The following is a 25,408-nucleotide window of genomic DNA, read 5'->3' as shown; positions in this document are numbered from 1 at the left end:
AAAGAAGAAGTGCAGCTTGGATAGAATTTATCACTTGGAAAATCCGTAAGAAAGTAGTAGTGTGATATGGAGAAAACGGGGGAATAATAAAAGAAATTATTTACCAAGAAAAGAGAGCAGACTTTTCTGTTTTAGGGACAGTAAAAACGTCAGAGTAAAAGTTTCTTCACTATGACAAAAAGAGAAAGCTAGTATATACTGGAATAATTGTACATATAAAAACATAAAGAGGTTGTTCAAAAAGTCCGGTAAAAATGACACATCGAATTTCTTCGTTGGTTTGCTTCTTCGCTTCTCACGTATTAACACCATACGTTCCGATGCTCAAAGCTAAACCGCCTCGAACTTCTCGATCCTTTTTATCCTCCTTTTTGAACACGCACATAAAGAGAAAATAGGAGTGATTAAATTGAAAAAAAAGTTTAGTGGAATAATTATTGCTGTCGCAGTAATTGTCGTGTTCGTTATCATTTTTATGTCCAGCTACAATGGATTTGTTAATGCAGAGGAAGATGTAGACCAATCTTATGCACAAATAGAAAATCAGCTGCAAAGAAGATTGGATTTAATTCCGAATCTTGTTAATACGGTGAAAGGATATGCTTCTCATGAAAAAGAAGTAATTGCTTCCGTATCAAATGCTCGTGCCAAACTTGCTGGTGCAGATTCCCCTGAAGAAGAGGCAACAGCGAATGCTGAATTATCAAGTGCTTTAAGCCGATTGTTAGTGGTAGTGGAAAATTATCCGAATTTAAAAGCGGATAAGCAGTTTACGCAATTAATGGATGAATTAGCAGGTACGGAAAACAGAATTTCTGTTGCAAGAAAAGATTACAATGAACAAGTGGCATCCTATAATAAAAAAGTGAAAAAATTTCCAGGTGTAGTGATGGCAAAAATAACTGGCTTTGATGAAAAAGAATACTTTAATGCAAGTCCGGAAGCGGAAAATGCACCAAATGTTGATTTTGGAGACAATGGATAATGACTTCCAAGTTATATTCTGCATTATTTGCCCTCTTTTTTCTTTGCTTCACTAGTGTGAATGCATTAGCAGCAAGCAGTGATATTCCAAAAGCAGTTGGCGATATATATGTTCAGGATTTTGCCAATTTATTAAATGAATCCGAAAAGCAGGAATTAAATCAAATTGGCCGATCGATTGAAGACCAAACAACGGCCCAAGTAGCTGTGTTAACAGTAAAAACAATTGGGGATCAATCGATTGATGAGTATGCTAATGAAGCCTTTCGCCAATACGGACTTGGCAATAGGGAAAAGAACAATGGACTTTTATTAGTTATTGCTACACAGGAAAAGAAAGTCAGAATTGAAGTAGGCTATGGCCTGGAAGGAAGAATCCCTGACGGAAAAGCGGGAAGAATTCTAGATGAATATACATTGCCATATTTAAAAAATCAGGAGCCGAATAAGGCAATAACTGAAACCTATAAAGTGCTGGCAAATGAAGTTTACGCCGAATACAATATAGATGAGCAGCAGCAGCTGAAAGCAGAAAAACCTGCCACAGCAGCTGATACCAATGATTTCCCAACGTGGATCATTATTATTATTGTAATTGTTGCTTTATTTTTAGATATTAAATTCTTTGGCGGTACATTCACTTATGCTATACTGTCCATCCTTTCCCGTGGTGGAGGAAGAGGTGGCGGAGGTGGTGGGCCAAAAGGCGGCGGAGGAGGCTCTTCCGGCGGTGGCGGTGCCAGCAGAGGTTGGTAAAGATGTTTAATAATTTGAGAATAGAGATGTAAGAGTAACTTTTTGTGAAGAATTTGTGTATAACATTATTATAAAAAGACCAAATCATCGTGATTTGGTCTTTTTATATATTTAAAATGAAAGGAACGCGGAATAAATGGGAGGAACGCGGAATTATCGGGAGGAACGCGGAATTATCGGGAGGAACGCGGAATTATCGGGAGGAACGCGGAATTGTTGGGAGGAACGCGGAATTATCGGGAGGAACGCGGAATTGTTGGGAGGAACGCGGAATTATCGGGAGAAGCGCGGAATTATCGGGAGGAACGCGGAATTATCGGGAGAAGCGCGGAATTATCGGGAGGAACGCGGAATTAACGAGAGGAACGCGGAATAATCGGGAGAAGCGCGGAATTAATGGGAGGAACGCGGAATTATATATCAAAACTCCCCCCTTGTCTTAAAAATTTCTTCTGATAATACATAAAGTGCTCAAGTTGCATGTTACATTGCTGGTACTTCGTATTAACAACAGGGAAAATTAGATGAATAATACAAGATGTGATGAACATAGTGTTATATTGCGGAAGAAAACAATAACATCCAGTAAATTTCCGCATTATTATCTGTACTTAAGATTTTTTGGAGGGGCTGGTTAGCTTGAACCGCAACAGAAAGATGCCTTTCATTACAATATCTGGTGTTATTTTACTGTTATTTCTAGTTATTCATCTAATACGACATATTAAGATATATATTGTGTATAGTTCGGGTGTTGGTCCTTTCTTATTACTTGGCATCATTTTTGTCGTTTTTGTTGTTCTTTTTGTTAAGCGGTAGATGGGATGGTATGAAAATATTGTTTACTATGTTGTTTGAATAAATGAAGAATCTATCGGAAGAAACCACCCATGGAAGAAAACTTTACTAAATATAATGAAATTAAACGAACAAGAAAAAATTATCTTCTGCTATCCTAATAGAAGGTAGAATGAATTCCTGTTCGTCTTTCATTCTATAACTCTAATGTCATAAATACACTATTAGGGTCTTCACTATAGTGCGAAAAGGGGTTGCAATATTGAAAGCCTAGGTTTGAATATAACCTTCTAGCTGGTTCAAAAGCATCCATGGAGCCTGTTTCTAAACTTAACCGTCTATAACCACGGCGTTTTGCTTCTCCGATTATATGTTGAAGCAGTTGCTGTGCAACACCCTTTCTTAGATGGGAGGAAGAAGTTTTCATGGATTTAATTTCCCCATGTTGAGCATTAAGCTCCTTCAATGCCCCACAACCAACTAAATCATTTTCTTCCCATGCACTCCAAAAGGTGATTTCTGGTTTCCTCAATCCTTCCACATCAAGTGCGTGTCTACTTTCCGGTGGAGAATGTACGGCCATACTCTGCAAATGATCCATCAACAACTCAATAACCTCGGGACCGGTTAAATCATCTTTTTTAATATCCATTATCATCATCCTTTTAAAAATATTAGTCTGAAAATTATGGTAATATAAAAAGAAAGTTTTGTCTATATTTTGTTGTTTTAAGAAAGCCTCTTGTGTTTTTCTGTAAAAATAATAAGTGATATGTAAGAATGTGGAGGAGAAAGGATTGCAAAAAAGGATCTGGGCAATTACCGTAACGTTGATTTTTTTAGTGATTTTGGCAGCAATATATAATTTTTATGAAAATCGTCCGAAAAAAGTATCTTTATATAAACAGGAAGATTTTAATACGGTCAATAATGTTGACAGTTGGCATCAGTTTAGAGAAAAATTAACTATTACAAACAATGCTAAACTGGAAAACTTTAAATTAACCTTAGATAAAAATCAGACTATTTACTCCGTCGTATTTGATGTAATAGATAAAGAGAAGGATTATTTTATCGTTTATCATTATAGAACCTGTTACTCATGCGAGGAAGAGGAAGATAATAAAGTAAGTATCAGCAAACAGAAAATAAAAGAAAAAGTACAATATGATGAATTGATGGATGCTGAGCAATTGTTTTCAAAGCTAGATTATTTAAATCAAAAAAATTTCTTTAGCAATCCTAAATTTGAATATCAATTAATTGTTTCACTAGGAACTAGTGCGAATTTAGGATTAGAGGGAAAGTATTTCCTATTAAAGGATAAAGAGTTGCAAAAAATCGAGCCACCAAATTCGAATGGATATTTATCTGGTTTCTATTTATTAGTTATAGGTAAGCAATTTCCTAAGGAATTTGGCACAGATATGGAGACAACGAAAATCGTTCTATTTGATGAAGTGAAACGGGGGAATTGAATAGGTTATTTAACCTCCTATTATCCTGTAGAGTTAGAAAGTGTGAAGGTGGATTTACAAGATAACGGCAAGTAAAATCGAATTTAAATGAGGGAAGGACGGTACCATCGCTCTTCCCTCTATACATATAATGAAAAAAATTATCTGAGTTTATTTCAACATAGCCTTCCTTGGTACAAACCCTTTATCCCGATGATATAAAATAAGCGCAATAGCTAAAATGGCTGATGCAATCCACACAGAAGTGATTCCAATATAAGTAGTGGAAAATGTTCCTAATAGAGCACCAAATAAAAACGCGCCAATAATGCCAAAAAACTCTTTGCTTTGTTTTTTCGCTTCTTCATCATGTTCGACAAGTGCACAATAAGCAGCTCTTGTTGCTGTTCGCAGGTTGCCGGTCGTCATCGTTGAATTGTAGCCCCATTTATCTAATTTATTAAAGGTAGAAATTTGTAAAGAAGAAACAAAGGATATACATACTGTAACGATAATATTAGGAACACTAGAGGGCAAAAAACCGACTATAATCAGTACAATGCATTCAAGTATAAGAATGGATCGACGATAACTATGCAGCGCATGTCTTATAGGAGGGATTTTCACTATTTCAGAAACAAGGACCCCTAACATAAAGGCAATAAGTGGAGGAATATAGAGCATTGCTTCTTTCCATGCTCCATTTGATGCTTCCACAGCAAATAAGACGATATTTCCAGTTTGAGCATTGGCAAACACTCCGTCTCTTGTGATGAACGTATAAGAATCTAAAAATCCTCCGACAATTGCTAATAATACTCCCAATCGAACAGAGTTGGAAGACAAGGAGGGAATCGAAATATGTTTTTCTGTCATAGTCTAATCACCTTGTACTTTGGAGTTATTCTTTTTTATTTTTACAAGTTTCTTTCTTCAAACAATTCTATAATACCACTACTTTACAGAAAAAGCATAGCCCTATTTTTATTGTTTTTCCTGTATTTAAAAGCCAATTTATGTACAAGAGTTATAGAAATTTTCGGAAATAAAAAGAGAATTTTCTGTCCAAAAATGGAAACTTATACTCGTCTAGGAAATTATAAACGAGATGGATATTTCCCTAGTTTCAGCGAGAGCAACCAATAGATCAAACTGGTTGCTGTAGAGGATATGCGAGACTCCTAAATGGAAAGCGAGCAGTAAGCCTCGGAAAAACTAACGCTTTTTATTCAATTTCCTAATATATTGAAGTTTAGATTGATAACACTGAAACCCCCCTATTGAATAGCGATAAAGTAAAAAAAATACCTAACAAGAAAATCAACATCCCTTTCTACGCTGCAAAGCAAGTTGTCTAAAAGAAATGAAAAGGAATTTATGCAGCGAACTTTGAGTTATAAGTAATGGTATAATATACAAAAAAAGGAGGGAATTATGGGGCGGTTTAAACATAATTTATCTATTGAATTGCCATCAACAGATAATAACGATTACCTGAAAGAAAAGATGCTTAAAATGATGGAGAAATTTCATATAGAAGTGGAACAATTGCCAAAATTATTAGGTATATCTTCTGAAAAGATAAAAAAAATCCTAGAAGATGAACCATATGAATGGAAAAAAGGTGAAATAGAGTTGATTGAGTATCGTTCTCTATTTTTAACGGATGGATTTTCAATTATGAATGCTAAAGAAAGAATCAAGCTATTGATACATTCTTTCTTAATAGAGGAGTATCAATTTTCATATAGGAGTTTAGCCAAATATGCTGAAGTTCCTGACGAAATTTTTCATACCTTTTATACAACCGATGAAGAAATAGAGAGTCACTATTTAATCAATATTTGTGTGAACTTGCACATGCTAATAAACATACTGAAAGTAAGTGGTGAAAATAAATGTTAAAATAGGTGGAATTCGTCCGTATTCAGGCGAATTCCGTCCTATATTAGCTTTATTTGTTGATGAAATATGCAGTGTTTTTAAAATAACATTCGTCTGTTGATTAAAGCTCTTTTATTTGTTTCGTAAGCTCTTTAAATTTCTTATCAAGTTCTGTGTAGGCTTTATCATTTGGAGTCATAAAGCTAAGCTTTCCTAAAACTTCTTGTCTTTCCGTTTCGAGCTTTAACCGCAGCTCTTCAAGATTATTTCTTTTTTGAGGTGTTTCAGCAAATTGCTTTTGGATGCGATGGTTCGCAATAACAAGTTTACTGTTTGTCGTTTTTTCAAGCAGGTATCGATCATGTGAAACAACAAGCAGTGTTCCATTGTAATGTGCTAATGTATCTTCAAGTTGTTCACGTGAAGGTAAATCAAGATGATTCGTCGGCTCATCTAAAATAAGCACATCTTTTTCTTCTAATATATATGCCATTAACTTGCACTTTACCCGTTCACCCATGCTCATATTCTGGATTGGTTCTGTCCATTGTGAAGCACAAAATCCTAAATGTTTCATTAAATTTTGCACTTTCCCTCTTGTCTCGAATGTTTCTTTATAAAAGAGCTGTTCAGGTGTTTGTTCGAGTGGTAAATCAAATACTTCTTGCGTTAAATAGCCGATTTTGGCAGAAGGTGAAATCCATATATTCCCGTCTGATGGTTCCCTTCCAAGAATTATGTTTAACAAGGTTGTCTTTCCACTGCCATTTGGACCAATAATGGAAACTTTCTCCCCGTGCTGAATGGTGAAATGAACCTGTTTAAATAGGATTCTTCCGTCAAAAGACTTTGATACATTCTTTACTTCTAAAAATCGTTTTCCAATCTTGGTGTTTGCTTCGATCGAAAAGTTTACCGTATATTCTGACTCAACTGGTTCAGTTTTTGCTTTTTCCAACTCTTTTTCAAGCCGTTTTTGTTTTGATTTTACTTGTGCATCCATCCCTTTTGCTTTTACGCGATAGTACTCTTTAAAACCCTCTTTTTTCGTTGATTGTCCATGCGCTTTTTTTGACCAAGATGTAATCTCATTGATTTGACCTTCAATGCGTTGAACCATTTTCTGCTGTTTCTCATATTCACGCTGCTGGGTAAGTCTTTTCTGTTTTCGCGCCTCCATATAACTAGAATAATTCCCTTTATGTTCGATAAGCTTGCTGCCTTCAAGCGACCATATCTTGGTTGCAATAGCATCTAAAAAATAGCGATCATGGGAAACGAAAATAATAGTACCTTTATAATTTTTCATTTGTATAGTGAGTAATTCTAAACTTTTTTCGTCAAGATGGTTTGTTGGTTCATCTAATAGCAAAAGGTCTGCTTCTTTTGAAAAACCTTTTGCAAGTCGTGCTTTCAGTTTTTCACCACCACTTAATTGTAGAAAGTCATGATTCGGTACATGCCATTTCTCGAGTAATTTTGCTTCAACAGGAGTGCTGACTTCAGATGCATGCGACTCGGCTTCTTGTTCCACCAGGACAATAGTCAGGTCTTGCTGCATCCACTGTATTTTTCCTTGTGTTGGTATTAAATCATTGTTTAGTAATTGCAGCAATGTAGATTTACCAGCACCATTTTTGCCTATAATACCGATGATGTCACCATGTTGAACATGTGCATTTATCTCTTTAAAAATAGTACGTTCCATTATTTCATAGCTAATAGTAGATAATTTTAATAATTCTTTCATATAATCAATCCCTTCTTTATTAAGGGAGAATACGAAGCATAAGACGTCGTAATATTGGCGCATTAGTTTCCGCCAATATAAAAATCCTCCCAATTCATTTGGAAGGATTAGTCATACCTGTACATTGTCAAATAAGCTTTCTTTTAAGGCTGTCGAAACGTTCACTTGCTTACTGAGAAATATTTCAAGTAAGCTAAAGTAAAACGATTTCACTCAGGCTATTAAGACACTGTTCAAAAAGTCCAGTTAGAAGGACATGGCGAATTTCTTCGTCCTTTTTATTCTCCTTTTGAACGCGCACTATAAGTGTATATTTAATCATTTATCTACACTCTGAAGCTATTTACAATAATTATAGATAATGGGCAGACTAATCCTATTTTTTTGTTTTGAAATATGTGATTTCAAATATAAAATAAGATTAGTTAATCATTGTCCACCCATCATCCTTTCGACTTTTATTAAGAATAGTATAACATAAGGTGATTGGAAACCAAAAGGAAATATACTATCATTAAATACTAAATTAAATTCGTTTATTTAAAAAAATTATTCCTTGAAGAATGGAGCTTCTATACTGTATGGGAAGGTAATGCAACTTTACTAAAGAAAATATCTTCATTGTTATGCTAACGGGAGTTTAACACAACGAGGAAAAAAATAAAGAGCCGAAAATATGCAAGTTTTTATTCATTACTTGAATTTTATGTTTTATGCCATAAAACATACTGCCATAATTAGCATTATTGATATCAAATAAAAACAAAAGGAGTTTTAACATATTTTATATATTTAATATGTTAAACTCCTTTTGTGGTATGGGATAAACATCAATGACCTAAAGATAAAGAGGTATTGGTTTCCGATGGCTTGAACTTGGTGAAAAATTAGCATTTGAGTATTGTGTTGACAAAATACATATCTCAGCGTGTCAAAAATCCAACTTCAGTACTGTTGAGATATCAAGAAGTGCATAATAAAAGACTTCTAAAATATAGAAGTCAAGGTGCTACCAATTCAACCTTAATTCTATCTGGGTCTTCAAAATAAACAGCGTAATGTTTTTCTCCACCTGCAAAGGGATGCTTATTGGTATAAAGGATTTTAACACCCTTACTTTCTAACTTTTTGGTCATATCGTCTACTTGTTGACGGGAACCTGCGTGGAATGCTAGGTGGTTTAGACCTACCCGACACCTATGGTAAGGTATGTCCATAAAACGTTCTTCCGCTTGTACGAAAACAATATAGGTCTTTCCTATTTTCCAACTATGACCACTTTCCCACGATTGAAAAGACTCATACCCTAATTCTTCTAAAAACCAACTCCAAAAGTTGATTGAACTTTTTAAGTCTGAAACATATATTTCAATATGGTGAATAAGTCCTTTCGACAATGGATGACCCCCTTTTGCATCTATATTAATATTATTTTATCAGATAATTTTAGAGTTATAATTATTTATCAGAAAAACCACAATCTTTCGGAAAAAAAGTCTTTAGAAAAGAGCCAAAATAATATAGTATACAAATGTTTCATATAAGTATTAGTTAACACTTGTCGTGAAGCGAATACGAAACATTTTCAATAAATTATCTGACAGTTTATAATGAATACAGGAATCAATACAAATAGGGGGGATGAGGGATTCATGAAATTGGTGACAGCTCTATATGAAGGGAAAAGTGCAGTAGGCGTTATTGGAACAGATGAAAAGACGGTGTTGTTATTAAATGATGCAGAGGAAAAACGCAGTGGACAGAGACCTTTTTTAGATAATATGATTGTCTGTATAGAGGAAGGGGAAGATTTTTTAGCAAAGGTAGAATCATTGGTTCAGTGGGTGAATGAGGAACAGCTTGTTAACGAGCTTTATTTGCCATTGGAAAGGATAACATTACAAGCACCAATTCCAAGACCTTCTAAAAATATCTTTTGTGTGGGGAAAAATTATGCCGAACATGCCATTGAAATGGGAAGCAAAGATGATATACCAGAACATGTTATGATTTTTACAAAAGCACCAACAACAGTAGTTGGTCCAAATGAAGGGATACTAGAACATAAACAAGTAACAGATCAGCTCGATTATGAAGGAGAACTTGCTGTTGTGATTGGAAAAACAGGACGAGCAATCAAAAGGGAAGATGCCTTGGATTATGTATTTGGCTATACGATCGTGAATGATATCACAGCAAGGGATTTGCAGAAAAAACATAAACAGTTTTTTATTGGAAAAAGTTTAGATGCAAGTGCACCAATGGGTCCATGGATCGTTACAAAGTCTGAGATAAAAAATCCCCATTCTCTACATATACAAACCGTTGTAAATGGAGAGAGAAGACAGGATTCTAATACAGAAAATTTTATTTTTCCTATAGATGAAGTCATTTGTGTATTATCAAAAGGAATGACATTAGAACCAGGCGATATTATTGCAACTGGAACACCAGCAGGGGTAGGCAAGGGCTTTAACCCGCCTCGTTTCTTAAAGGCAGGAGATAAAATAGACATATCAGTAGAAGGAATTGGCGTTTTATCTAATACAATAGTGGAATAATAAAAACAATCGTAAGTAATTAGAATTATGATAAGATATGTAAAGTAAAGGAGGCGAATTTTTTATGACACACTCTCATATCACTTCATGGGCGCTGGCAATTATTTTATTTATAATAGCATTCGGGCTGCATAAAAGTGGAAAAGAAAAGGCAAGTAAAATTGTACATATGGTTCTTCGTTTAATGTATGTAATTGTCATTGGAACTGGGGTATGGATGCTTTATAGTTTAGGGAGTTTACCAGCACTGTATGTGTTAAAAACACTTGTTGGCTTATGGGTTATTGTTGCACTGGAGATGATTCTAGTACGAACAAAAAAAGGCAGAAAAACAACAATATTATGGACACAGTGTATTGTTGCATTGGCACTGGTTCTCTATTTGGGCATGACATTACCAATGGGAATATGGCATTTTGGCTGAAAGAGGGGGAGCAAATCCTTCTCTTTTTTATTTTGCCGAAATGTCTATTTGTCGACAAAATTATAATCAATTTCATTGGAAAAATTTGTTGACCAATTCTGTCTTTATTTGATACGTTAACAATAGTTCATAAGAGAAATGGGGAGACATATTTTGAGATCCTATTATATGAAATTGCTATTATTAATGTTTTTAATGACAAGTGCTTTATATGCTTCCTATAAACATACAGCTTCATTTATTATTCTCCTTTTCTTCTCATCTTGTATGCTTGGTTTATATTTCCTCATTCCAATTGTGAAGAAGAAGCTATTCCTTTATATACTTATACTTTTTCTTATTCAAACAGCAACCGTATTAATGAATAAAGAGGTGTTTTTTTACTTAATGGTACTTATGCTCTTTATCTTAATGGAGAGCGGTCGTACTGTATCGGTAAAAACATTTCGAATTCTCCTTCTAAGTACGCTTGTCACCCATTTTTTTATTAGTATATTCTTCTTTCATGTTTCTATTAGTTTATATGTTTGTGCAGCCATTTTGGTTGTAATCCTGCTTATTCGCTTAAATGAAAGCAACCAAGAATATTTGCATATAAGAGATACATATGAATCATTACTGAACGAATATCGCGTCCAAAAACGGCAGGCATTTAAAAATGAAAGGCTTGCCAGAATGGAAGAAAGAAATATGATTGCAAGAGAAATGCATGACTCCGTTGGACATAAATTAACAGCCCTTTTAATGCAGATTGAACTTCTTTTCATTCAAGAAAAAAAGGAGTCGATAGCGATGCTGCGAAATATGGCGTCTGAGGCATTAGAAGAAACAAGAAGAGCTGTGCGCATATTACAGGCAGAAGAAATGCAGGGGATTTCACCTATTATTCATTTAATTAAAAAGCTGGAAAGTGAAAATACAGTGCATGTTCATTTAACAACAAAACAAGGGGTACTTAACATGCGCATTAGCAATAAGCAGAGTGCAGCACTTTATCGAATCATTCAAGAAGGATTAACGAATGCGATGAAATACAGTAGTTCAAAAGAAGTTTTTATCCTATTAGGCGTGTCACCTGTGGGCCATTTAACAATAGAGATAAAGAATGTGTTTGTACATAAGCATCCAATCTATGAAGGATTTGGATTAAAGAATATGAAAAAAAGGCTGGAGGAAATCGGAGGGAATCTAAATACATTTCAAATAGAAGATCAATTTATTTTACAAGGAAATATACCGGTAGAGGAGATAGAGAAATGATAAGGGTGTTAATTGCAGAAGATCAAGGGATTGTAAGAAACGGCCTGAAAATGATTATTGAACAAGATGCAGAAGTAAAGGTAATAGCAGAAGCAGAAAATGGCAAAGAAGCGCTGCAATTATTGGAGCTGCATGCCATTGATATCGTGTTAATGGATATACGTATGCCTGTTATGGATGGAGTAGAAGCAACACAGCATATTAGAAAAAGCTTTCCTCATGTAAAAATCCTAATCCTTACCACCTTCAACGATGAGGAATATGCGATTCAGGCATTTAAAGAAGGAGCAAATGGCTTTTTATTAAAAACAACAGACAGTGATTATTTATTGCATAGCATCAAAAGCTGTTTGGCAGGCGGTATAACGATACATGAACAGGTAGCGGCGAAAGTAATGCCGAAGCTCCTTGAAGAAAAAAAGCAAAAAAAGCAGTCAGCACTAGCCTTTCCTCTTACAGACAGAGAGCGGGACATTGTAAAAAATATCGGCTTAGGCAAAACAAATAAAGAAATTGCCAGTGAATTGTTTTTATCTGTTGGAACGGTCAAAAATCATATTACGCAAATATTAATGAAGCTGGAACTAAGAGACCGGACACAGCTTGCTATATTTGCTGTAAAGAATGATTTTATATGAAACTAGGAATAATAAAGAAGTTTTACTAATTGATTGGGAGGCTAGCGCATGATTTTTTTTGATATTGATGGAACATTAGTGAATCATGAGTTGGCTGAAAGAGTAGGAGCACAAGAATTTTATGATAAGTATAAAGAGGATTTGTCGATGGAGGATAACGAATTTCCAAGTTTATGGATCAGCTGGTCCCATGCTTATTATGCGAAATTTTTGGCAGGTGAACTTTCTTTTCAAGAGCAGAGAAGAATGCGCATCAAAGAACTATTTGGAAAACAGATAACCGATCAAGAGGCAGATAGTTTGTTTCAAGAATATCTCCATTTTTACAAGACAAATTGGACGGCTTATCCTGATGCGGCTACTTGCTTGCAGCAATTAAAAAAAATCGGATATAAACTTGGTGTGATCAGTAATGATGATTACCAGCAGCAAGTAGAAAAGCTCCATTATACAGGATTATTAGCTTATTTTGATCAAGTGAACACTTCGAGTGAATTAGGCATTTCTAAGCCGGATAAGGATATTTTTATAAAAGCAAGTAAACAAGCTAATGTAAGAACAGGAGAATGTATTTATATTGGCGATAATTTGAAGATAGACGCACTAGCAAGCACGAATGCTGGAATGAAAGGAATTTGGCTGAATCGGACGGAGGAGAAATCTGTTTATCCAGGTATCCTTATGCTCCCAAGTTTGGATAGATTGATAGAAAGAGAGGGCTGGATATGAAACGAATTATGGTAATCGGAGTATCAGCAGGTGTCGGAAAGTCTACATTTGCAAGAAGGCTTGGAGAATTATTGCAACTGAAAGTATACCATTTGGATGCCTACTTTTGGAAACCGAATTGGGTAGAAGCTAGTCTAGAAGAATTCGTTTCTGCACAGCAGATTATTTTGCAAAAGAAAAAATGGATTGTAGAAGGAAGCTATAATAATACCTTTGAACTGCGGGTGAAAAGTGCAGATACCATTATTTACTTGGAGCTACCTCTTCGTGTATGTCTTTATCGTGTGATAAAACGCTGGTTAACGAATTTAGGAAAAACGAGAATGGATATGGGAAAAGGCTGCAAGGAAAAGTTAGATTGGCGATTTCTTAAATTTATCATCACTACCTACTTTTCCCGCAAGAAAAAGATGAAAGCAAGACTGAAAGCAATACAAGAAAAAGATCTCCAAAAGCAAATTATTCTGCTACAAACCAAAAAAGATATAGAGGCTTATTTAGTGAAATTAGAGGGATCGTTAGTGTGAGGCATCTAGTTTTGAGATAATTAGAGGAAAAGAACCAAAAGAACATGCTATTGAAAACAGGTTGACTAAAACATGTTCTTAAAAAAAACGGCTGATTTAAGTGTAGTTTTTTAGTATTATAGTATTATGGAATAATAAGGATAAAGAGGAGGGCTTGACTTGGTGAAAAACATACCTTTATTGTTTGCTATGCTAATTATAGGATGTAGCACTCTAATAATCGCCTTAAATACACATTCACCAGAATTTATAAAAATCACGCTATTAATCGCGAGTGCTGTTTTGAATGTATGGAGTATGATGGGATTAATTTTACACTTAGGTATACAAAAACTAATTAAAAATTGATTATTAAACAAATTCTCTTAGTTGGTTTGCAGTAAGTATATTAGATTTCTGACAGGCAAAAAGCATTTGATTGACTCGTTCATCAAATGCTTTTTTACTTAGTTCGTATACTCCTTGAATCAATAGAGGTAGTTATCAAGGTAAGATTGGAACATAAAGAGGTATCTAATCGTCTAATAAGTATGAAACTTATTAAGGAGGTTTTAGGGTATTTGAAAAAAAGATATTTGTGCTGTTATCTTTGGGATTGCTATCTTTGTTTCTTTTTACTTGTGAATCAAAAGAAAGGTTTGAAGTAAATACAAATCCATCTTCAGAGTCAGAAAGTAAAAAGAAGCTTATAATAAATAACAATATTATAAGTATTAGTTTCTCAAAGCCGAGTGATCAAAGTAAAGTTAATTTTGATGATAAGGAAAACACTAATGCCTTTCAAGAAATCATTTCAAGTGCAATAAAGGAAGACGGCATAGTTAATATGGCTAACCCGGAATTTTATATGGATATTGTATATAACAAAAATGAACATACAAGGATGTACTTATGGATAGGCGAAAAAGGACAAAGAAGTACAATTATGAAACCAGATGATACTCACACCATTTATACAATTTCGTCTGAAGAAGCGGATAGGTTAATTGATTTACTCAAAAGCACATTTAATTGAGAGCCTCTTTTAAGAGGTCTTTTTTATGCACTTCTTAACAAAAAATTACGCACCAAAGCGCATGAAAAGAAGCAGCATTCCATTTTTCATAGTCTTAAGCAGGAAACAGTAAGAATGCGCGAAGACTCCCGCGGGAATGCGAGAAAGACGAGACCCCGCAGGAAAGCAAAGTGTATTCCGGCTGCGGACTTATTGAGCGCGCCACTTGTCAGGGTTAGCCTAAAAAATAAAAATGGAAAACAGCAGATAGCCCTTATTACCAAAAAAGCAAAAAATGACCATCACCCATGACCTGAGTCACTAATTTTTCCAAAAGAGATGACCTTTAGGTATAGGAGATAACAGGGAAAGTCTTTATGATAGATTGTAGAAAGGATGATGATGATGTTAGAAATTATAGAATTGTCCAAAGCCTACAAACAAAAGAAGGTTGTCGATTCCATCAATTTATATTTAGAAAGTGGAGAGACCGTTGGCTTACTAGGCCCAAATGGAGCAGGCAAATCAACAACCATTTCATTAATATCCTCCCTAGTTGCCCCTAATAACGGAGATATTCGCCTGCATAACGAAAGTATTTTAAAATCACCACAACATTTACGGGAGATTTTAGGAGTAGTACCTCAGGAAATTGCACTTTATATGGAATTATCAGCAAGAGAAAATTTAATCTTTTTTGGAAAAATGCATAAAATCCCGAACAGCCGCCTGCAGCAAAGGGTGGATGATGTACTAAACATTATTGGATTAAAAGATCGGGAAAAGGATCTTGTAAAAACTTTTTCTGGTGGGATGAAAAGAAGATTAAATATTGGGGTGGCACTTATTCATGAACCGAAGATTATCATCATGGATGAACCAACTGTTGGGATTGACCCACAGTCCCGTAATTATATCTTAGAAACAGTGAAAAGATTAAATAAAGAACAAAATATGACGGTTCTTTATACAAGCCATTATATGGAAGAGGTGGAGTTTCTTTGTGACCGCATTTATATCATGGATCATGGTCAAATTATTGCCTCAGGAACAAAGGAGGAGCTGAAAAATATTCTGTCTGCGGAGACAGCCATAAATATTAAAGTGGAAATGATTAAGCATGAATTTGTAGATGCACTTAAAAATCATACGAATGTGAAAAATCTCTCTATCAAGCAATCGATTATCACAGTCATTGTTCCGAAACAAATCAACTTGCTGAAAGATATTTTTAAATTTGCAGAAGAATATGCAACAAATGTACTTTCGGTAAATATAGAAACACCAAGCCTTGAGGATGTATTTTTACATCTAACTGGCCGGCAGTTAAGGGATTAGGAGGGATACTATGTTCTGGCAGCTCATAAAAAAAGAATTGCTTATTATTTGGCGAAGACCAAGAGAACTGATTGTATTGCTATTAATGCCGTTTATTCTAATTACCATTTTAGGAAGTGCATTAGGAGCATTTAATAATGGTGATGTAAAAATTGATGCTAAACTTGCTGTTTTATTAAAAGATGATCCGAAAGCAGCGCAAGAGAAAGCAATAAATGCTATTCAAGCTTCCGCGTTAACGGAGAGGGAAAAAGCAGAGAAAATAGCCATTATTTCTTCCTTTAATCCTGTTGATCTCTTTTTAAATGAAGTGGTTGAAAATAAAGAATTAAAAAAGGTTCTAAAAGTAACTGTTCTTGATAAAGGTACATTAACAGATAAGGAGCAAAAAAAATACAGTGGCACGTTAGAAATTCCTTCTTCATTTACGGAAGATTTTTATAAAAAACTAGTGGATGGAAAAGGGGAGGTAGCAAAGTGGAAGTTAACGGTACGGGACAATACGTCGTTAGAAGCAACCGTTATTCATGATATAATTACGAGCTTTCAAAAAGAGTTAACGTATGCGAAAACAGCAAAGCAATTAAAAATTGATTATTCTAAAATAGCTGCAACACAAACAGAAGTAGGCATCGTTAAGAATATAACAAAAAAGAAAGAAATAGATACTTTTTCTTATTATGCAGTTGGCATGTGTGTGATGTTTGTTTTTTATGTGGCGACAACGGTGGCAGGTTTTGCTTTTCAACAAAAGGAAGAGCATATGTATCAGCGCATATTGCTTGCAAATGTATCACGTTTTTCCTATTTTGCTGGAATATTTGCGGCGACTTTCCTGCTTTCCTTTATCCAATTGAATATTTTATTTGGATTAACAGCTCTTTTTTATGGAGTGACCTTTCCACATATCCTTTATTATTTATGTATAACGGTAGCGTTAAATGCTATGACTGCAGGATTTGCCGTTTTTACAACTGCTTTGTCTTATGCAACCAATTCAAGAAATATCGAAGCAATCTTCTCAAATTTCATTATTCCTGTTCTAGCATTTATTGGCGGAAGCTTTTTTGATGTTAGTGTTATAGGTGGATTTATGGAAACGTTAGGGAAATATTCGCCGGGTGGTGCGGCAATTACCGCTTATTTAAAAGTATATCAGGACTATTCATTTATAGATATTTGGAGCCAACTTCAAGCGATTTTACTATTTACCAGCGTATTAATCGTTTTAACACTTGTTTTAATTAGGAAAAGAGGTGTAGCATCTTGAAAGCTATACTATGGGGAAAATACAGACAATTTATCCGGAAGCCAGGCGCTCTTATTGTTACATCGATAATTTGTATTGCTTTTGCCTTTTTGCTGGGGAAATCTTCTTTCTCGAAAATAGAAGTTCCTGTTTTTAACGCAGGCGGGACAGAAAATATACAAAGCATTGTAAAGGAACTGAACAAAAGCGAAAGCTATACCTTTACTGTGTATTCTGAGAAAGAAACAAAAAAGAAGCTAGAAGAAGGGACATCTAGTGCAGGTGTAGCTCTCGGAGGAAATACGTATACGCTTTATCGAGTTGCAGATACTTCTGATGCTATGCTAATCAATCGTTATTTAGAGAAATACTATCAAAATAAGCAGCAAAAAGAAGCGATGATCGGAGCCGCAAAGGATAAACAAAAGTCAGAAAAAGTCCTGGCGGAGAATGAAAAAAATCCTATTTTACCAATAAAGTTTGATAGTAACATGTCTGAAAAAGACACAACGTATAATCAGGCACTTCAAGCATTATTTGGATTCACCTTATTTTTTAGCATCTATACAGTTGCTTATACAGTGGTAGAAATTTTACGAGATAAGCAAAATGGTATTTGGGATCGGTTGATTTTATCGTCAACGTCGAAAACACAGCTATATTTAGGGAATCTACTATTTAGTTTTGCGGTCGGTTATATTCAGATTATGATGATTTTTGCTATCTTTAAATATGGAGTTGGAGTTAATTTTCACGGGAGATTCTTTATGGTATTTCTGTTAATCATTCCCTATCTTTTTGCTATTGTTGCCTTGGCAATCCTACTCACAGGGTTAGTAAAAACAGCGAGTCAATTCAACTCAATCATCCCGCTTATATCAGTAAGTTTTGCGATGCTTGGGGGTGCGTACTGGCCATTAGAAATCGTAACCTCTAAATTTTTATTGCTACTATCCAAGTTTATTCCGATTACGTATGGAATGGAAATACTGAATAAAGTCATCACACAGGACGTCCCATTGTCAGAAATACTTTTGCCGACAGCAGTTCTGCTGTTAATGGGAACATTAATGCTTGGCGTCGGGATTCGCTTGATCGAGAAAAGACATGTGTAAAGCTTGAAAAGATAGGTACTAGTTCGAATTATTTATAGATATCGCTGTTATAGTGGAAGCAGGGAGTAGCCAGAATACACGGAGACGCCTGCGGGAAAGCGAAGTAAATGCGGACTTAATTAATAGCGCTTATCCTCAAGTTAATCAAGGGAATAGATTAAGTCTATTCCCTTGTGCTATAAGCATTATCGATTTTTCTAAATGAAAACAAGAGGAAAAGAGAAGCTGGTAGTAAAATGATCATCCCAATAATAAAATAATTCTCTCGTATCGTTAAAGAAAAGAGGCTCGTTGAAGCAAAGAGAATTCCTAATGGCATCATTGCTCTCATCATAAGCAAACGAACGGAGCTTAATTGAGCTAAACGGTTTTTAGGAGCTTCTTTTTGAAAAATAGCGGCACATTGCACATTAAAAAGTGGAAAGGCTATTCCTCCAAATAGCTCACAGATCCAGGCAAGTGGGATGATTGGAACAAAAAATAAGAGAATAAAGGAAAGACCTCCTCCTAATAAACCAAGATACATCGTTTTTTCTGTTTTTGGTACTTTTTTCAGGAGAAATGTTCCAAGAATATAACCAATCGGAAAAGCCCCTGAAAAAATGGCATATTCCCATACTTGACCATTCAGGGTTCCACGGATAAAGGGAATATTTAAAACAAGGGTAGCACCAACAGCAAAATGAACGGTGGATGAAAGCAGGGTTAATTTTAGTAGATTACGATATTGGAAAAAAAGTCGATATCCTTCTCGCATTTCTTTCCACCAAAATTTTTTTGACCAAATAGCAGTGTTGCTATTACTCGTCCTTGGTAGGTGGGAAAGAGAAAAATAACTAAGCAGAAACAACAAAGCAGAAATTCCATAAAGATATTGCAAGGGAAATAAAAGAAGCAATAAGGAAATGGTTCCCGGAGCAAGGAAACTCATCAATCGTATCGTGCTGTCTAATAATCCATTTGCATGAACAAGCTCCCCTTCTTTACAAAGTTCTGGCAATAAGGAAAAGGAGATACTTGCATAAATAGGCTGTACTAACCCTAAAAGAAATTGCAATAAAACTAAGCCAATAACAGCGCCTGCCTTTTCAAAAGATAGATAACCGATTAACGGCAAAATATATGCCAACGCTCGAACCAATTGTATAAAAGGAAGTGTTTTTTCTTTTGATATATAGTTAAGATAGGGAGCACTTAAAAATTGCAATACGAAAGAAGGGATATAATAAACAAGCCAAAGTATTCCCATCCATTGTTTGGATCCTGTTAATTCAAATAATAATAACCCATTTAATATGGCTCCAGCTGCCCCGCTAAATTCAGAAATAATCTCTCCTACCCATAAGGATTTAAATGCTTTAGAGTATTTACTCATTAGTCATTTCAAGATACTGATTCAGTTTTTCAGAAAACGTTTTTATTTTCGCTGCATTCGCTGAATAGATGCCTTTTTCTACTTTAATAAATTTTGCTGCTTTTAATAAAGAAAGTTGATGATGCAGGGATGTTTTCGAAATAGTAAATTGAACACTTAATTCTTGAAGAGATAAAGGCCCTTTTAAAAGTTGATAGAGTAATTTTAAACGAAGCTCTTCTCCTAATGCTTTATGGCCGCGAATAAGATCTTTAGACGGTGTGCCAGCTTCGAGTAAATATTCTTCTTTTATTGGATAAAAGAAAAGTTTTGTATCATTTGTGCGTTTTTCTAAAATCCACGGTCGATAGGAAACATGTGGGATTAGTTTAATGGTCCAGACAGAAGGCTCCGGTATATAATGAATTCCTGCTATTTTTTCTATTTCTGCGGTTGGATTTGTATGATCAATGGAAGCATATTGCTTCTGTTCAAACGTTAGCGCCTGTTTCCATTTCTTCCATTCTTCCAAGTTAATCATCCAATTGTACCATTCTTGTAAAGTCGCATGAAATAAATCAATGATGTTTTCAATGGGAGAGTGGCTAAGTGCAAGCACATAACTTTCTAGAAATGCATGTTTTTTAAAAAAATGAGCGTAATGTTTAATAGACTCCGTTTCATGCTTATAGGCAGTTTCCAACCGTAAATCCTCGGAATAACGATCTTTATAGGGAAGTAAGATTTTATAAAATGAGATATTATCTAAACTTAATAGCTTTTCAGTAAAATCTTCCATAGAAACTGCTGAAAATTCATTTTGCAACATAATCATGCCGTACCAAAGGTTGGTTTTTTCGATTGTTTTTAAGTTCTGGATTAATGATTGTGGCATGGATTGCAGCGCATTCGTCCATTGGTCATCATAATCAAATGTATGTCTTAGCTGTGCGTAAGTATATCCTGAGATGCCAAGGATTACTTCCCAAACTACGGATGATTCTACTTTTAAAGAGACTGTTTCTGTTTGTTGTGCAGAAAAAAGGTATTCCATAATATCCCTCCAATTGTATTTATGAATTAATTCTAATATATTCGAATTTATATTTCAATAAAATTAGAATTTAGTAATGACTATTGATATATTGAAACGGTGTAGAGTGGTTTTGAAGAAATGGTTATTCTTTGCAGGAAAAAAGGAAAAGATTATAGAAAAGTTTTAATATAGAAATTTTTCTTTTAGAGATTGGCTAAACTGAAAAGCGGCTCTCTCGATAAGTCCGCAGCCGGAATACACTTCGCTTTTCCATGGGGCGGGCGTCGAGCGGATATCTCTTCAAACCAGCACTATTCTTGGCTTAAATTGCATGTCTGTCTATACTCCCTGAAGAAGAAAAGCATTGTGGGCAGCTTTTAACAGTGTCGTATAAATCACTAGATAGAATTACTAATTAAATTTTACTAGTTGAAGATAAAAGGAAGGAGTGAAGACACATGAAGTCAAAACGAAATCAAGCACAAGAAAATCAGTATGACGAGAGGCTTCTAACTATTGATGGAGAATTATGTGCACTTTTACAAAAGAGAAAAGAAATTTGCGGCAAGCAATCAGGAATGCCTCCTGCACGGTTTATCCAAATATGGGCGGAACAGTATGATTCCCACGAACGTTTTCTGAACACCTTTTTTGGCTTAATCAAAAGACAGGATCAAATGAAACTTCCTGTTGAACCAAAAGGATTTATAAAACATATTCCTGTTTTAAAAGCAGCTGAGAAAAAAGAAAGGATATATTCCATTACGCATATTTTACAATACAAAAATGTAAGTATTATGTATTTTACCTGAATTATTCATAGAAATTCAAAGATCACTTACGAGCCCTTGTATATCAAGGAATTCCGCTGTGTTAGCCATGCATCAAATAAATGAAAAAAGAACCCATTTCTGTTAGAGTTAAAGTACGAACAAATAACCAACAGAAAGGGTTCTTATAATGGCTACTTTACCGCAAATAACACTAGATTTCAATCGTCAAATTAAGTTGTCTAATGATGGAGGTGCTCTATCATCCGATACGGGTGAATTCTTGTTTAGAGAATTCGATGAGAAAATTGGTTTCTTCTCCACATTGGAGAAGCATTTAGAGCTAAAGGACGACAGACGTTACTTTGTTCATTCAAATGAGCAATTGCTTCGTCAAAAAATCTATCAAATCATTGCTGGATATCCTGAAGATGACGCTGCTGATCAATTGACGAACGATCCTGTTTTTACACAAATTGTTGACACAAATGCGTTAGCTTCTCAACCCAGTTTGTCTCGTCTGTTCCCACGATTTGATAACCAATCCATCAAACAATTAAATCAAGCAAACCAAGAACTTTTGGACAACGTACATCAATTTAGAGATTCCAAAGCAATCATCCTGGATTTGGATTCCACCCATGCGGATACATACGGAGACCAAGAAGTTACAGCTTTCAACACGCATTATGGGACCATCGGTTTTCACCCATTGGTTGCGTTCGATGGCGTAACAGGTGATTTTATAAAGGCTAAACTGCGACCAGGAAATGTCTATACTTCCAACGGTGTTGTGGATTTTGTACAACCACTCATCAGCCATTACAATGAAAAGTTTCCAGAGACGATACCATTCTTACGTGGAGATAGTGGTTTTGCTGTTCCGGCTTTGTATGAGCTTTGTGAAGAGGAATCCGTTTATTATGTCATTCGTTTGAAATCCAATGCAAACTTGCAGCGACTTGCCGACGAACTTCATCCCTCAACCACACCAACCGACGTGACAAAGTCGGAATGCTATTATGAGGAAACCGAATATCAAGCAAAATCATGGTCCAAACCAAGAAAAGTGATCATCCAATCTGTTCGTCCGGCTGGCGAATTGTTTTTTACGCATGCATTCTTTGTAACGAACTTGATAGATGCATTCTCTCCAAAAGACATTGTTCGATCCTACCAAAAAAGAGGAACGATGGAGAACTATATCAAGGAAGCAAAAAATGGTTTTTACCTGGATCGAATGAGCAGCCATAACTTTGAGACAAACGAAGTAAGGATGATGCTAAGTTTGTTAGCGTATAACCTAACGAATTGGTTACGCACACTTTGTTTTCCAGAAGAACAGAAAAACATGCAAATTCAGACGATACGAACAAGGATCGTTAAAGTTGCCAGTAAATTGGTGAAATCAGGACGATCCTTTTACTTTAAATTATCTTCCAGCTTTGTGTATCAATCGTTTTTCTGGAAGGTACTACAACGAATTCAGAGCCTCAAGCTAGAATGAACCACAAATAATGATCATCCTAACATTTTTTAAAGGCCTCCTTAAAACCAAGGGAGAAGTATGTCCAAAAGTGGCCATTTTTTAGTGCTACTAACTGTACCTCATGATAATTATCATAATCACACCCTATTTTTAAATAACACAACAGAAAAATGCTTGGCTTCGATGTCAAATCAAGCTTTTATTTGGATGTATGAATAATTTAGGTTTTAACCTTGACTGGGACGATGTAAATAGGAATGAAAATGTCCCGTTTATGAACTTGGATTTGTATATAAATGAAAGGTATGAGTGCCTAGTGGGGCATGGAAATGGAGTTAACGGACATCAATGCTATAAATTTCATATAACACCACCCCTTCCAGACGATTTAACGGGATTAACTTTTATTTTTAAAGAGTTTAGCAATCATCTAAAAGAAGTGGAAACAGGGTTAAATATTACCTTTGATTTTTAGGAGGAGAGGACGATTACATCATTTAAAGGACAAAAAAAGCTCTATGATGAAAAATTAACTGCAATGGATGAAACTATTTGTGCATTCTTAAAACAGCGGATAGATTACACTAAAAATAGTCATCTGGTACCTCCTCTAGAAAACATTACAGAATGGGAAAAAACGTATAATCTCCCAGCAGAACTGCTAAAGACGATATTCTCTGATTTAGAATTGACTCGATACAAACCCCCAATGGAACCAGAAAGTTTCAGAAAACATATTCTTGTATTAAAGTGCGTGTTCAAAAAGGAGGATAAAAAGGACCGAGAAGTTCGAGGCGGTTTAGCTTTGAGCATCGGAACGTATGGTGTAAATACGTGAGAAGCGGAGAAGCAAACCAACGAAGAAATTCGATGTGTCATTTTTACCGGACTTTTTGAACAACCTCTTAAAGTCGAAGGAAGTAAATCATTTTATATACACGGTTAGCTTCGTTAGGCAGTATTCCAATGCTAGTGTTCTGCATGTAACAGTAGATTGGGATTCGACAACGAATCGAAAGCATCCCCCCTTATTAGAATTATATCTTGGAGAGGCTTATCATTGCAGATCATCAGGAGGTGGAGGAACGGAAGGTCATGTTGCTCATGAGTTTATTATAACTCCAACGTTGCCTGACGATCTTTCGAAATTACAGTTACACTTTTATCATGAGGATGAAAACGATAATCAAGAAAACAGCACAGAGTTTGTTATTTTAGTAGATTAGCAGAGGAAATATAAACTTATTCCTCTATTGAATTTCTTAGAGGATTTTTTTGAAAAAGATACAGCAAAAAAATGAAACAATAGAGGAAGTTGAATCGTTTCATAATAAGAAGGAGTTTGAAAGAAAGGTTTGAGAAAAAGTTAGAATGAAATTATTACTGAAGTTTATATTATCTATCTTATTATGTTTGTATCTTGTCATTTTGACAAAACTTATTCTATTTAAACATGGTGATTTTACCTATATCATGGAGCAATTTAAAGGGAATCATCAATACTATTGGCAAACACATAATTTTATTCCTTTTAAAACGATTGGTTTTTATTTGTTTATGGGGGATATTAATACGAATATCCGTATGGATAATCTGATTGGCAATATTATTGGTTTTGTTCCATTCGGTTTTATATTGCCGCTATTATCTCGAAAAATGACAAATCTTAAATCCATCGCAATAGCTACCTTTTGTTTAAGTTTTACTTATGAAATTTTTCAACTTGTGTTTTCTCTGGGGAGTTTTGATGTAGATGATTTAATCTTAAATACATTAGGAGGAATAGTAGGGTATTTTCCTGTTAAGATTTTGTGTCAGATTATTTATTTGAAAAAACAGAGGCTCAAGCATAGCGATAAATTAAATGTCTAGCTTCCATTAGAAGCAGGCATTTTTTTATTGTCTACCTTGAAAAAAATGGTTCTTTACGCTCTCAAATAGTCCGCAGTCAGAATACACTTCGCTTTCCATGGGGCGGGCGCCGATCCTCCTCGGAGCTTTGCTCCTGTGGGTCTCGCCTGTCCCGCAAATCCCATAGGAGTCTTCGTGTATTCTGACTGCTCCCTGCTTAAGAAAATTGCTTCATTTCATGTGCTATGGTGTAAATTTATTAGCATGGGTGTCTCTACCAAGAAATTATAAAAAAAATGGGATGTGGATAACATGGCGGTTGTGTCTGTATCCAGTGCCAGCATATAGTTCTAATAAAATGTTCAAGACATTTGTGCTTCTTTTCAGCGGAAAAATCACAATAATAACACAGAAAAAAAGGGATTCTCACAGATTAGTAGTATA

Annotated in this window: 27 protein-coding genes; 21 read left to right on the top strand and 6 right to left on the bottom strand. The window is 35.1% G+C overall.

What is annotated here, in order from left to right; translation table 11 throughout:
* Positions 1-409 precede the first annotated feature (409 nt).
* From AC5LWL_RS19140 to AC5LWL_RS19130, 3 genes are all read left to right on the top strand, one after another.
* Entirely contained in the window at positions 410-985 is a 576-nt protein-coding gene (locus AC5LWL_RS19140; protein ID WP_493435799.1) for a LemA family protein, read from the top strand.
* Complete coding sequence (locus AC5LWL_RS19135) at positions 982-1,740, top strand: TPM domain-containing protein (RefSeq protein ID WP_493436664.1); 759 nt, start codon at positions 982-984, stop codon at positions 1,738-1,740. Before AC5LWL_RS19140 ends, AC5LWL_RS19135 begins: the two co-directional genes overlap by 4 nt.
* Before the next feature lie 89 nt (positions 1,741-1,829).
* Positions 1,830-2,183 carry a hypothetical protein gene (locus tag AC5LWL_RS19130; protein ID WP_493435798.1) on the top strand — a complete coding sequence of 118 codons (354 nt, stop codon included), beginning with the start codon at positions 1,830-1,832 and terminating at the stop codon, positions 2,181-2,183.
* Between the two features lie 551 nt (positions 2,184-2,734).
* On the opposite strand, the gene AC5LWL_RS19125 is transcribed toward AC5LWL_RS19130, so the two are convergent.
* Positions 2,735-3,190 carry a GNAT family N-acetyltransferase gene (locus AC5LWL_RS19125; RefSeq protein WP_493435797.1) on the bottom strand — a complete coding sequence of 152 codons (456 nt, stop codon included), beginning with the start codon at positions 3,188-3,190 and terminating at the stop codon, positions 2,735-2,737.
* 145 nt (positions 3,191-3,335) lie between these two features.
* Here AC5LWL_RS19125 and AC5LWL_RS19120 point away from each other — a divergent pair, with 145 nt between their 5' ends.
* A complete protein-coding gene (locus tag AC5LWL_RS19120) occupies positions 3,336-4,016 on the top strand; it encodes a hypothetical protein (protein WP_493435796.1) in 681 nt (226 codons plus the stop codon).
* Positions 4,017-4,166: 150 nt separating this feature from the next.
* On the opposite strand, the gene AC5LWL_RS19115 is transcribed toward AC5LWL_RS19120, so the two are convergent.
* Entirely contained in the window at positions 4,167-4,871 is a 705-nt protein-coding gene (locus tag AC5LWL_RS19115; protein ID WP_493435795.1) for a YoaK family protein, read from the bottom strand.
* A gap of 558 nt (positions 4,872-5,429) precedes the next feature.
* Here AC5LWL_RS19115 and AC5LWL_RS19110 point away from each other — a divergent pair.
* On the top strand, positions 5,430-5,900 hold the full coding sequence (locus tag AC5LWL_RS19110) for an HTH domain-containing protein (RefSeq protein ID WP_493435794.1): 471 nt from the start codon (positions 5,430-5,432) through the stop codon (positions 5,898-5,900).
* A gap of 100 nt (positions 5,901-6,000) precedes the next feature.
* On the opposite strand, the gene abc-f is transcribed toward AC5LWL_RS19110, so the two are convergent.
* Both abc-f and AC5LWL_RS19100 read right to left on the bottom strand, forming a co-directional pair.
* The gene (gene abc-f, locus AC5LWL_RS19105) at positions 6,001-7,629 is read right to left on the bottom strand and encodes a ribosomal protection-like ABC-F family protein (RefSeq protein ID WP_493435793.1); all 1,629 of its coding nucleotides are present in this window, start codon (positions 7,627-7,629) and stop codon (positions 6,001-6,003) included.
* A 1,001-nt stretch (positions 7,630-8,630) separates the two neighbouring features.
* Entirely contained in the window at positions 8,631-9,026 is a 396-nt protein-coding gene (locus AC5LWL_RS19100) for a VOC family protein (RefSeq protein WP_493435792.1), read from the bottom strand.
* Between the two features lie 255 nt (positions 9,027-9,281).
* Between AC5LWL_RS19100 and AC5LWL_RS19095 the strand changes: the two genes are divergently transcribed.
* From AC5LWL_RS19095 to AC5LWL_RS19045, 11 genes are all read left to right on the top strand, one after another.
* A complete protein-coding gene (locus tag AC5LWL_RS19095; protein WP_493435791.1) occupies positions 9,282-10,190 on the top strand; it encodes a fumarylacetoacetate hydrolase family protein in 909 nt (302 codons plus the stop codon).
* A gap of 64 nt (positions 10,191-10,254) precedes the next feature.
* Positions 10,255-10,614, top strand: a complete 360-nt coding sequence (locus AC5LWL_RS19090; protein WP_493435790.1) for a YisL family protein — start codon at positions 10,255-10,257, stop codon at positions 10,612-10,614.
* Between the two features lie 153 nt (positions 10,615-10,767).
* Positions 10,768-11,874, top strand: coding sequence for a sensor histidine kinase (locus tag AC5LWL_RS19085; RefSeq protein WP_493435789.1), 1,107 nt, complete (start codon positions 10,768-10,770; stop codon positions 11,872-11,874).
* Complete coding sequence (locus AC5LWL_RS19080; protein WP_493435788.1) at positions 11,871-12,512, top strand: response regulator transcription factor; 642 nt, start codon at positions 11,871-11,873, stop codon at positions 12,510-12,512. The genes AC5LWL_RS19085 and AC5LWL_RS19080 overlap by 4 nt, the downstream gene beginning before the upstream one ends.
* Positions 12,513-12,560: 48 nt before the next feature.
* Positions 12,561-13,241: an HAD family hydrolase gene (locus AC5LWL_RS19075; RefSeq protein ID WP_493435787.1), complete on the top strand. Its 681-nt coding sequence runs from the start codon at positions 12,561-12,563 to the stop codon at positions 13,239-13,241.
* Positions 13,238-13,768, top strand: coding sequence for a P-loop NTPase family protein (locus AC5LWL_RS19070; protein ID WP_493435786.1), 531 nt, complete (start codon positions 13,238-13,240; stop codon positions 13,766-13,768). Before AC5LWL_RS19075 ends, AC5LWL_RS19070 begins: the two co-directional genes overlap by 4 nt.
* Positions 13,769-13,930: 162 nt before the next feature.
* Positions 13,931-14,116 (top strand): hypothetical protein, encoded by a 186-nt coding sequence (locus tag AC5LWL_RS19065; protein WP_493436663.1) that lies wholly within the window; start codon positions 13,931-13,933, stop codon positions 14,114-14,116.
* Positions 14,117-14,372: 256 nt separating this feature from the next.
* Positions 14,373-14,783, top strand: coding sequence for a YhfM domain-containing protein (locus AC5LWL_RS19060; RefSeq protein ID WP_493435785.1), 411 nt, complete (start codon positions 14,373-14,375; stop codon positions 14,781-14,783).
* 384 nt (positions 14,784-15,167) lie between these two features.
* Positions 15,168-16,100 (top strand): ABC transporter ATP-binding protein, encoded by a 933-nt coding sequence (locus AC5LWL_RS19055; protein ID WP_493435784.1) that lies wholly within the window; start codon positions 15,168-15,170, stop codon positions 16,098-16,100.
* 10 nt (positions 16,101-16,110) lie between these two features.
* Positions 16,111-17,370, top strand: coding sequence for an ABC transporter permease (locus AC5LWL_RS19050; RefSeq protein ID WP_493435783.1), 1,260 nt, complete (start codon positions 16,111-16,113; stop codon positions 17,368-17,370).
* Positions 17,367-18,464: an ABC transporter permease gene (locus tag AC5LWL_RS19045; protein WP_493435782.1), complete on the top strand. Its 1,098-nt coding sequence runs from the start codon at positions 17,367-17,369 to the stop codon at positions 18,462-18,464. Before AC5LWL_RS19050 ends, AC5LWL_RS19045 begins: the two co-directional genes overlap by 4 nt.
* A 163-nt stretch (positions 18,465-18,627) precedes the next feature.
* On the opposite strand, the gene AC5LWL_RS19040 is transcribed toward AC5LWL_RS19045, so the two are convergent.
* Both AC5LWL_RS19040 and AC5LWL_RS19035 read right to left on the bottom strand, forming a co-directional pair.
* Positions 18,628-19,839, bottom strand: coding sequence for an MFS transporter (locus AC5LWL_RS19040; RefSeq protein ID WP_493435781.1), 1,212 nt, complete (start codon positions 19,837-19,839; stop codon positions 18,628-18,630).
* A complete protein-coding gene (locus AC5LWL_RS19035) occupies positions 19,832-20,872 on the bottom strand; it encodes an ArsR family transcriptional regulator (RefSeq protein WP_493435780.1) in 1,041 nt (346 codons plus the stop codon). The genes AC5LWL_RS19040 and AC5LWL_RS19035 overlap by 8 nt, the downstream gene beginning before the upstream one ends.
* Before the next feature lie 440 nt (positions 20,873-21,312).
* On the opposite strand from AC5LWL_RS19035, the gene AC5LWL_RS19030 reads away from it, so the two are divergent.
* The 5 genes from AC5LWL_RS19030 to AC5LWL_RS19010 all read left to right on the top strand — a co-directional run bounded on the left by AC5LWL_RS19030 (position 21,313) and on the right by AC5LWL_RS19010 (position 24,985).
* Complete coding sequence (locus tag AC5LWL_RS19030) at positions 21,313-21,666, top strand: hypothetical protein (protein ID WP_493435779.1); 354 nt, start codon at positions 21,313-21,315, stop codon at positions 21,664-21,666.
* Positions 21,667-21,814: 148 nt separating this feature from the next.
* A complete protein-coding gene (locus tag AC5LWL_RS19025) occupies positions 21,815-23,131 on the top strand; it encodes an IS1380 family transposase (protein ID WP_493435778.1) in 1,317 nt (438 codons plus the stop codon).
* 193 nt (positions 23,132-23,324) lie between these two features.
* Positions 23,325-23,588, top strand: coding sequence for a hypothetical protein (locus AC5LWL_RS19020; protein ID WP_493435777.1), 264 nt, complete (start codon positions 23,325-23,327; stop codon positions 23,586-23,588).
* A 397-nt stretch (positions 23,589-23,985) separates the two neighbouring features.
* Entirely contained in the window at positions 23,986-24,339 is a 354-nt protein-coding gene (locus AC5LWL_RS19015; protein ID WP_493435776.1) for a hypothetical protein, read from the top strand.
* Positions 24,340-24,484: 145 nt separating this feature from the next.
* Positions 24,485-24,985 (top strand): VanZ family protein, encoded by a 501-nt coding sequence (locus AC5LWL_RS19010; RefSeq protein WP_493435775.1) that lies wholly within the window; start codon positions 24,485-24,487, stop codon positions 24,983-24,985.
* The last annotated feature ends 423 nt before the right edge of the window (positions 24,986-25,408 follow it).

The sequence above is a fragment of the Niallia sp. WK069_GA_01 genome (genome assembly GCF_983173855.1).
This window is presented reverse-complemented; position numbering and strand designations above follow the sequence as displayed.

Coding starts and splice junctions, on each gene's coding strand:
- AC5LWL_RS19125 (WP_493435797.1), bottom strand. CDS start 3,190: ATGGATATTAAAAAAGATGATTTAACCGGTCCCGAGGTTATTGAGTTG.
- AC5LWL_RS19115 (WP_493435795.1), bottom strand. CDS start 4,871: ATGACAGAAAAACATATTTCGATTCCCTCCTTGTCTTCCAACTCTGTT.
- AC5LWL_RS19110 (WP_493435794.1), top strand. CDS start 5,430: ATGGGGCGGTTTAAACATAATTTATCTATTGAATTGCCATCAACAGAT.
- abc-f (WP_493435793.1), bottom strand. CDS start 7,629: ATGAAAGAATTATTAAAATTATCTACTATTAGCTATGAAATAATGGAA.
- AC5LWL_RS19095 (WP_493435791.1), top strand. CDS start 9,282: ATGAAATTGGTGACAGCTCTATATGAAGGGAAAAGTGCAGTAGGCGTT.
- AC5LWL_RS19090 (WP_493435790.1), top strand. CDS start 10,255: ATGACACACTCTCATATCACTTCATGGGCGCTGGCAATTATTTTATTT.
- AC5LWL_RS19080 (WP_493435788.1), top strand. CDS start 11,871: ATGATAAGGGTGTTAATTGCAGAAGATCAAGGGATTGTAAGAAACGGC.
- AC5LWL_RS19075 (WP_493435787.1), top strand. CDS start 12,561: ATGATTTTTTTTGATATTGATGGAACATTAGTGAATCATGAGTTGGCT.
- AC5LWL_RS19070 (WP_493435786.1), top strand. CDS start 13,238: ATGAAACGAATTATGGTAATCGGAGTATCAGCAGGTGTCGGAAAGTCT.
- AC5LWL_RS19055 (WP_493435784.1), top strand. CDS start 15,168: ATGTTAGAAATTATAGAATTGTCCAAAGCCTACAAACAAAAGAAGGTT.
- AC5LWL_RS19050 (WP_493435783.1), top strand. CDS start 16,111: ATGTTCTGGCAGCTCATAAAAAAAGAATTGCTTATTATTTGGCGAAGA.
- AC5LWL_RS19040 (WP_493435781.1), bottom strand. CDS start 19,839: ATGAGTAAATACTCTAAAGCATTTAAATCCTTATGGGTAGGAGAGATT.
- AC5LWL_RS19035 (WP_493435780.1), bottom strand. CDS start 20,872: ATGGAATACCTTTTTTCTGCACAACAAACAGAAACAGTCTCTTTAAAA.
- AC5LWL_RS19030 (WP_493435779.1), top strand. CDS start 21,313: ATGAAGTCAAAACGAAATCAAGCACAAGAAAATCAGTATGACGAGAGG.
- AC5LWL_RS19025 (WP_493435778.1), top strand. CDS start 21,815: ATGGCTACTTTACCGCAAATAACACTAGATTTCAATCGTCAAATTAAG.
- AC5LWL_RS19020 (WP_493435777.1), top strand. CDS start 23,325: ATGAATAATTTAGGTTTTAACCTTGACTGGGACGATGTAAATAGGAAT.
- AC5LWL_RS19010 (WP_493435775.1), top strand. CDS start 24,485: ATGAAATTATTACTGAAGTTTATATTATCTATCTTATTATGTTTGTAT.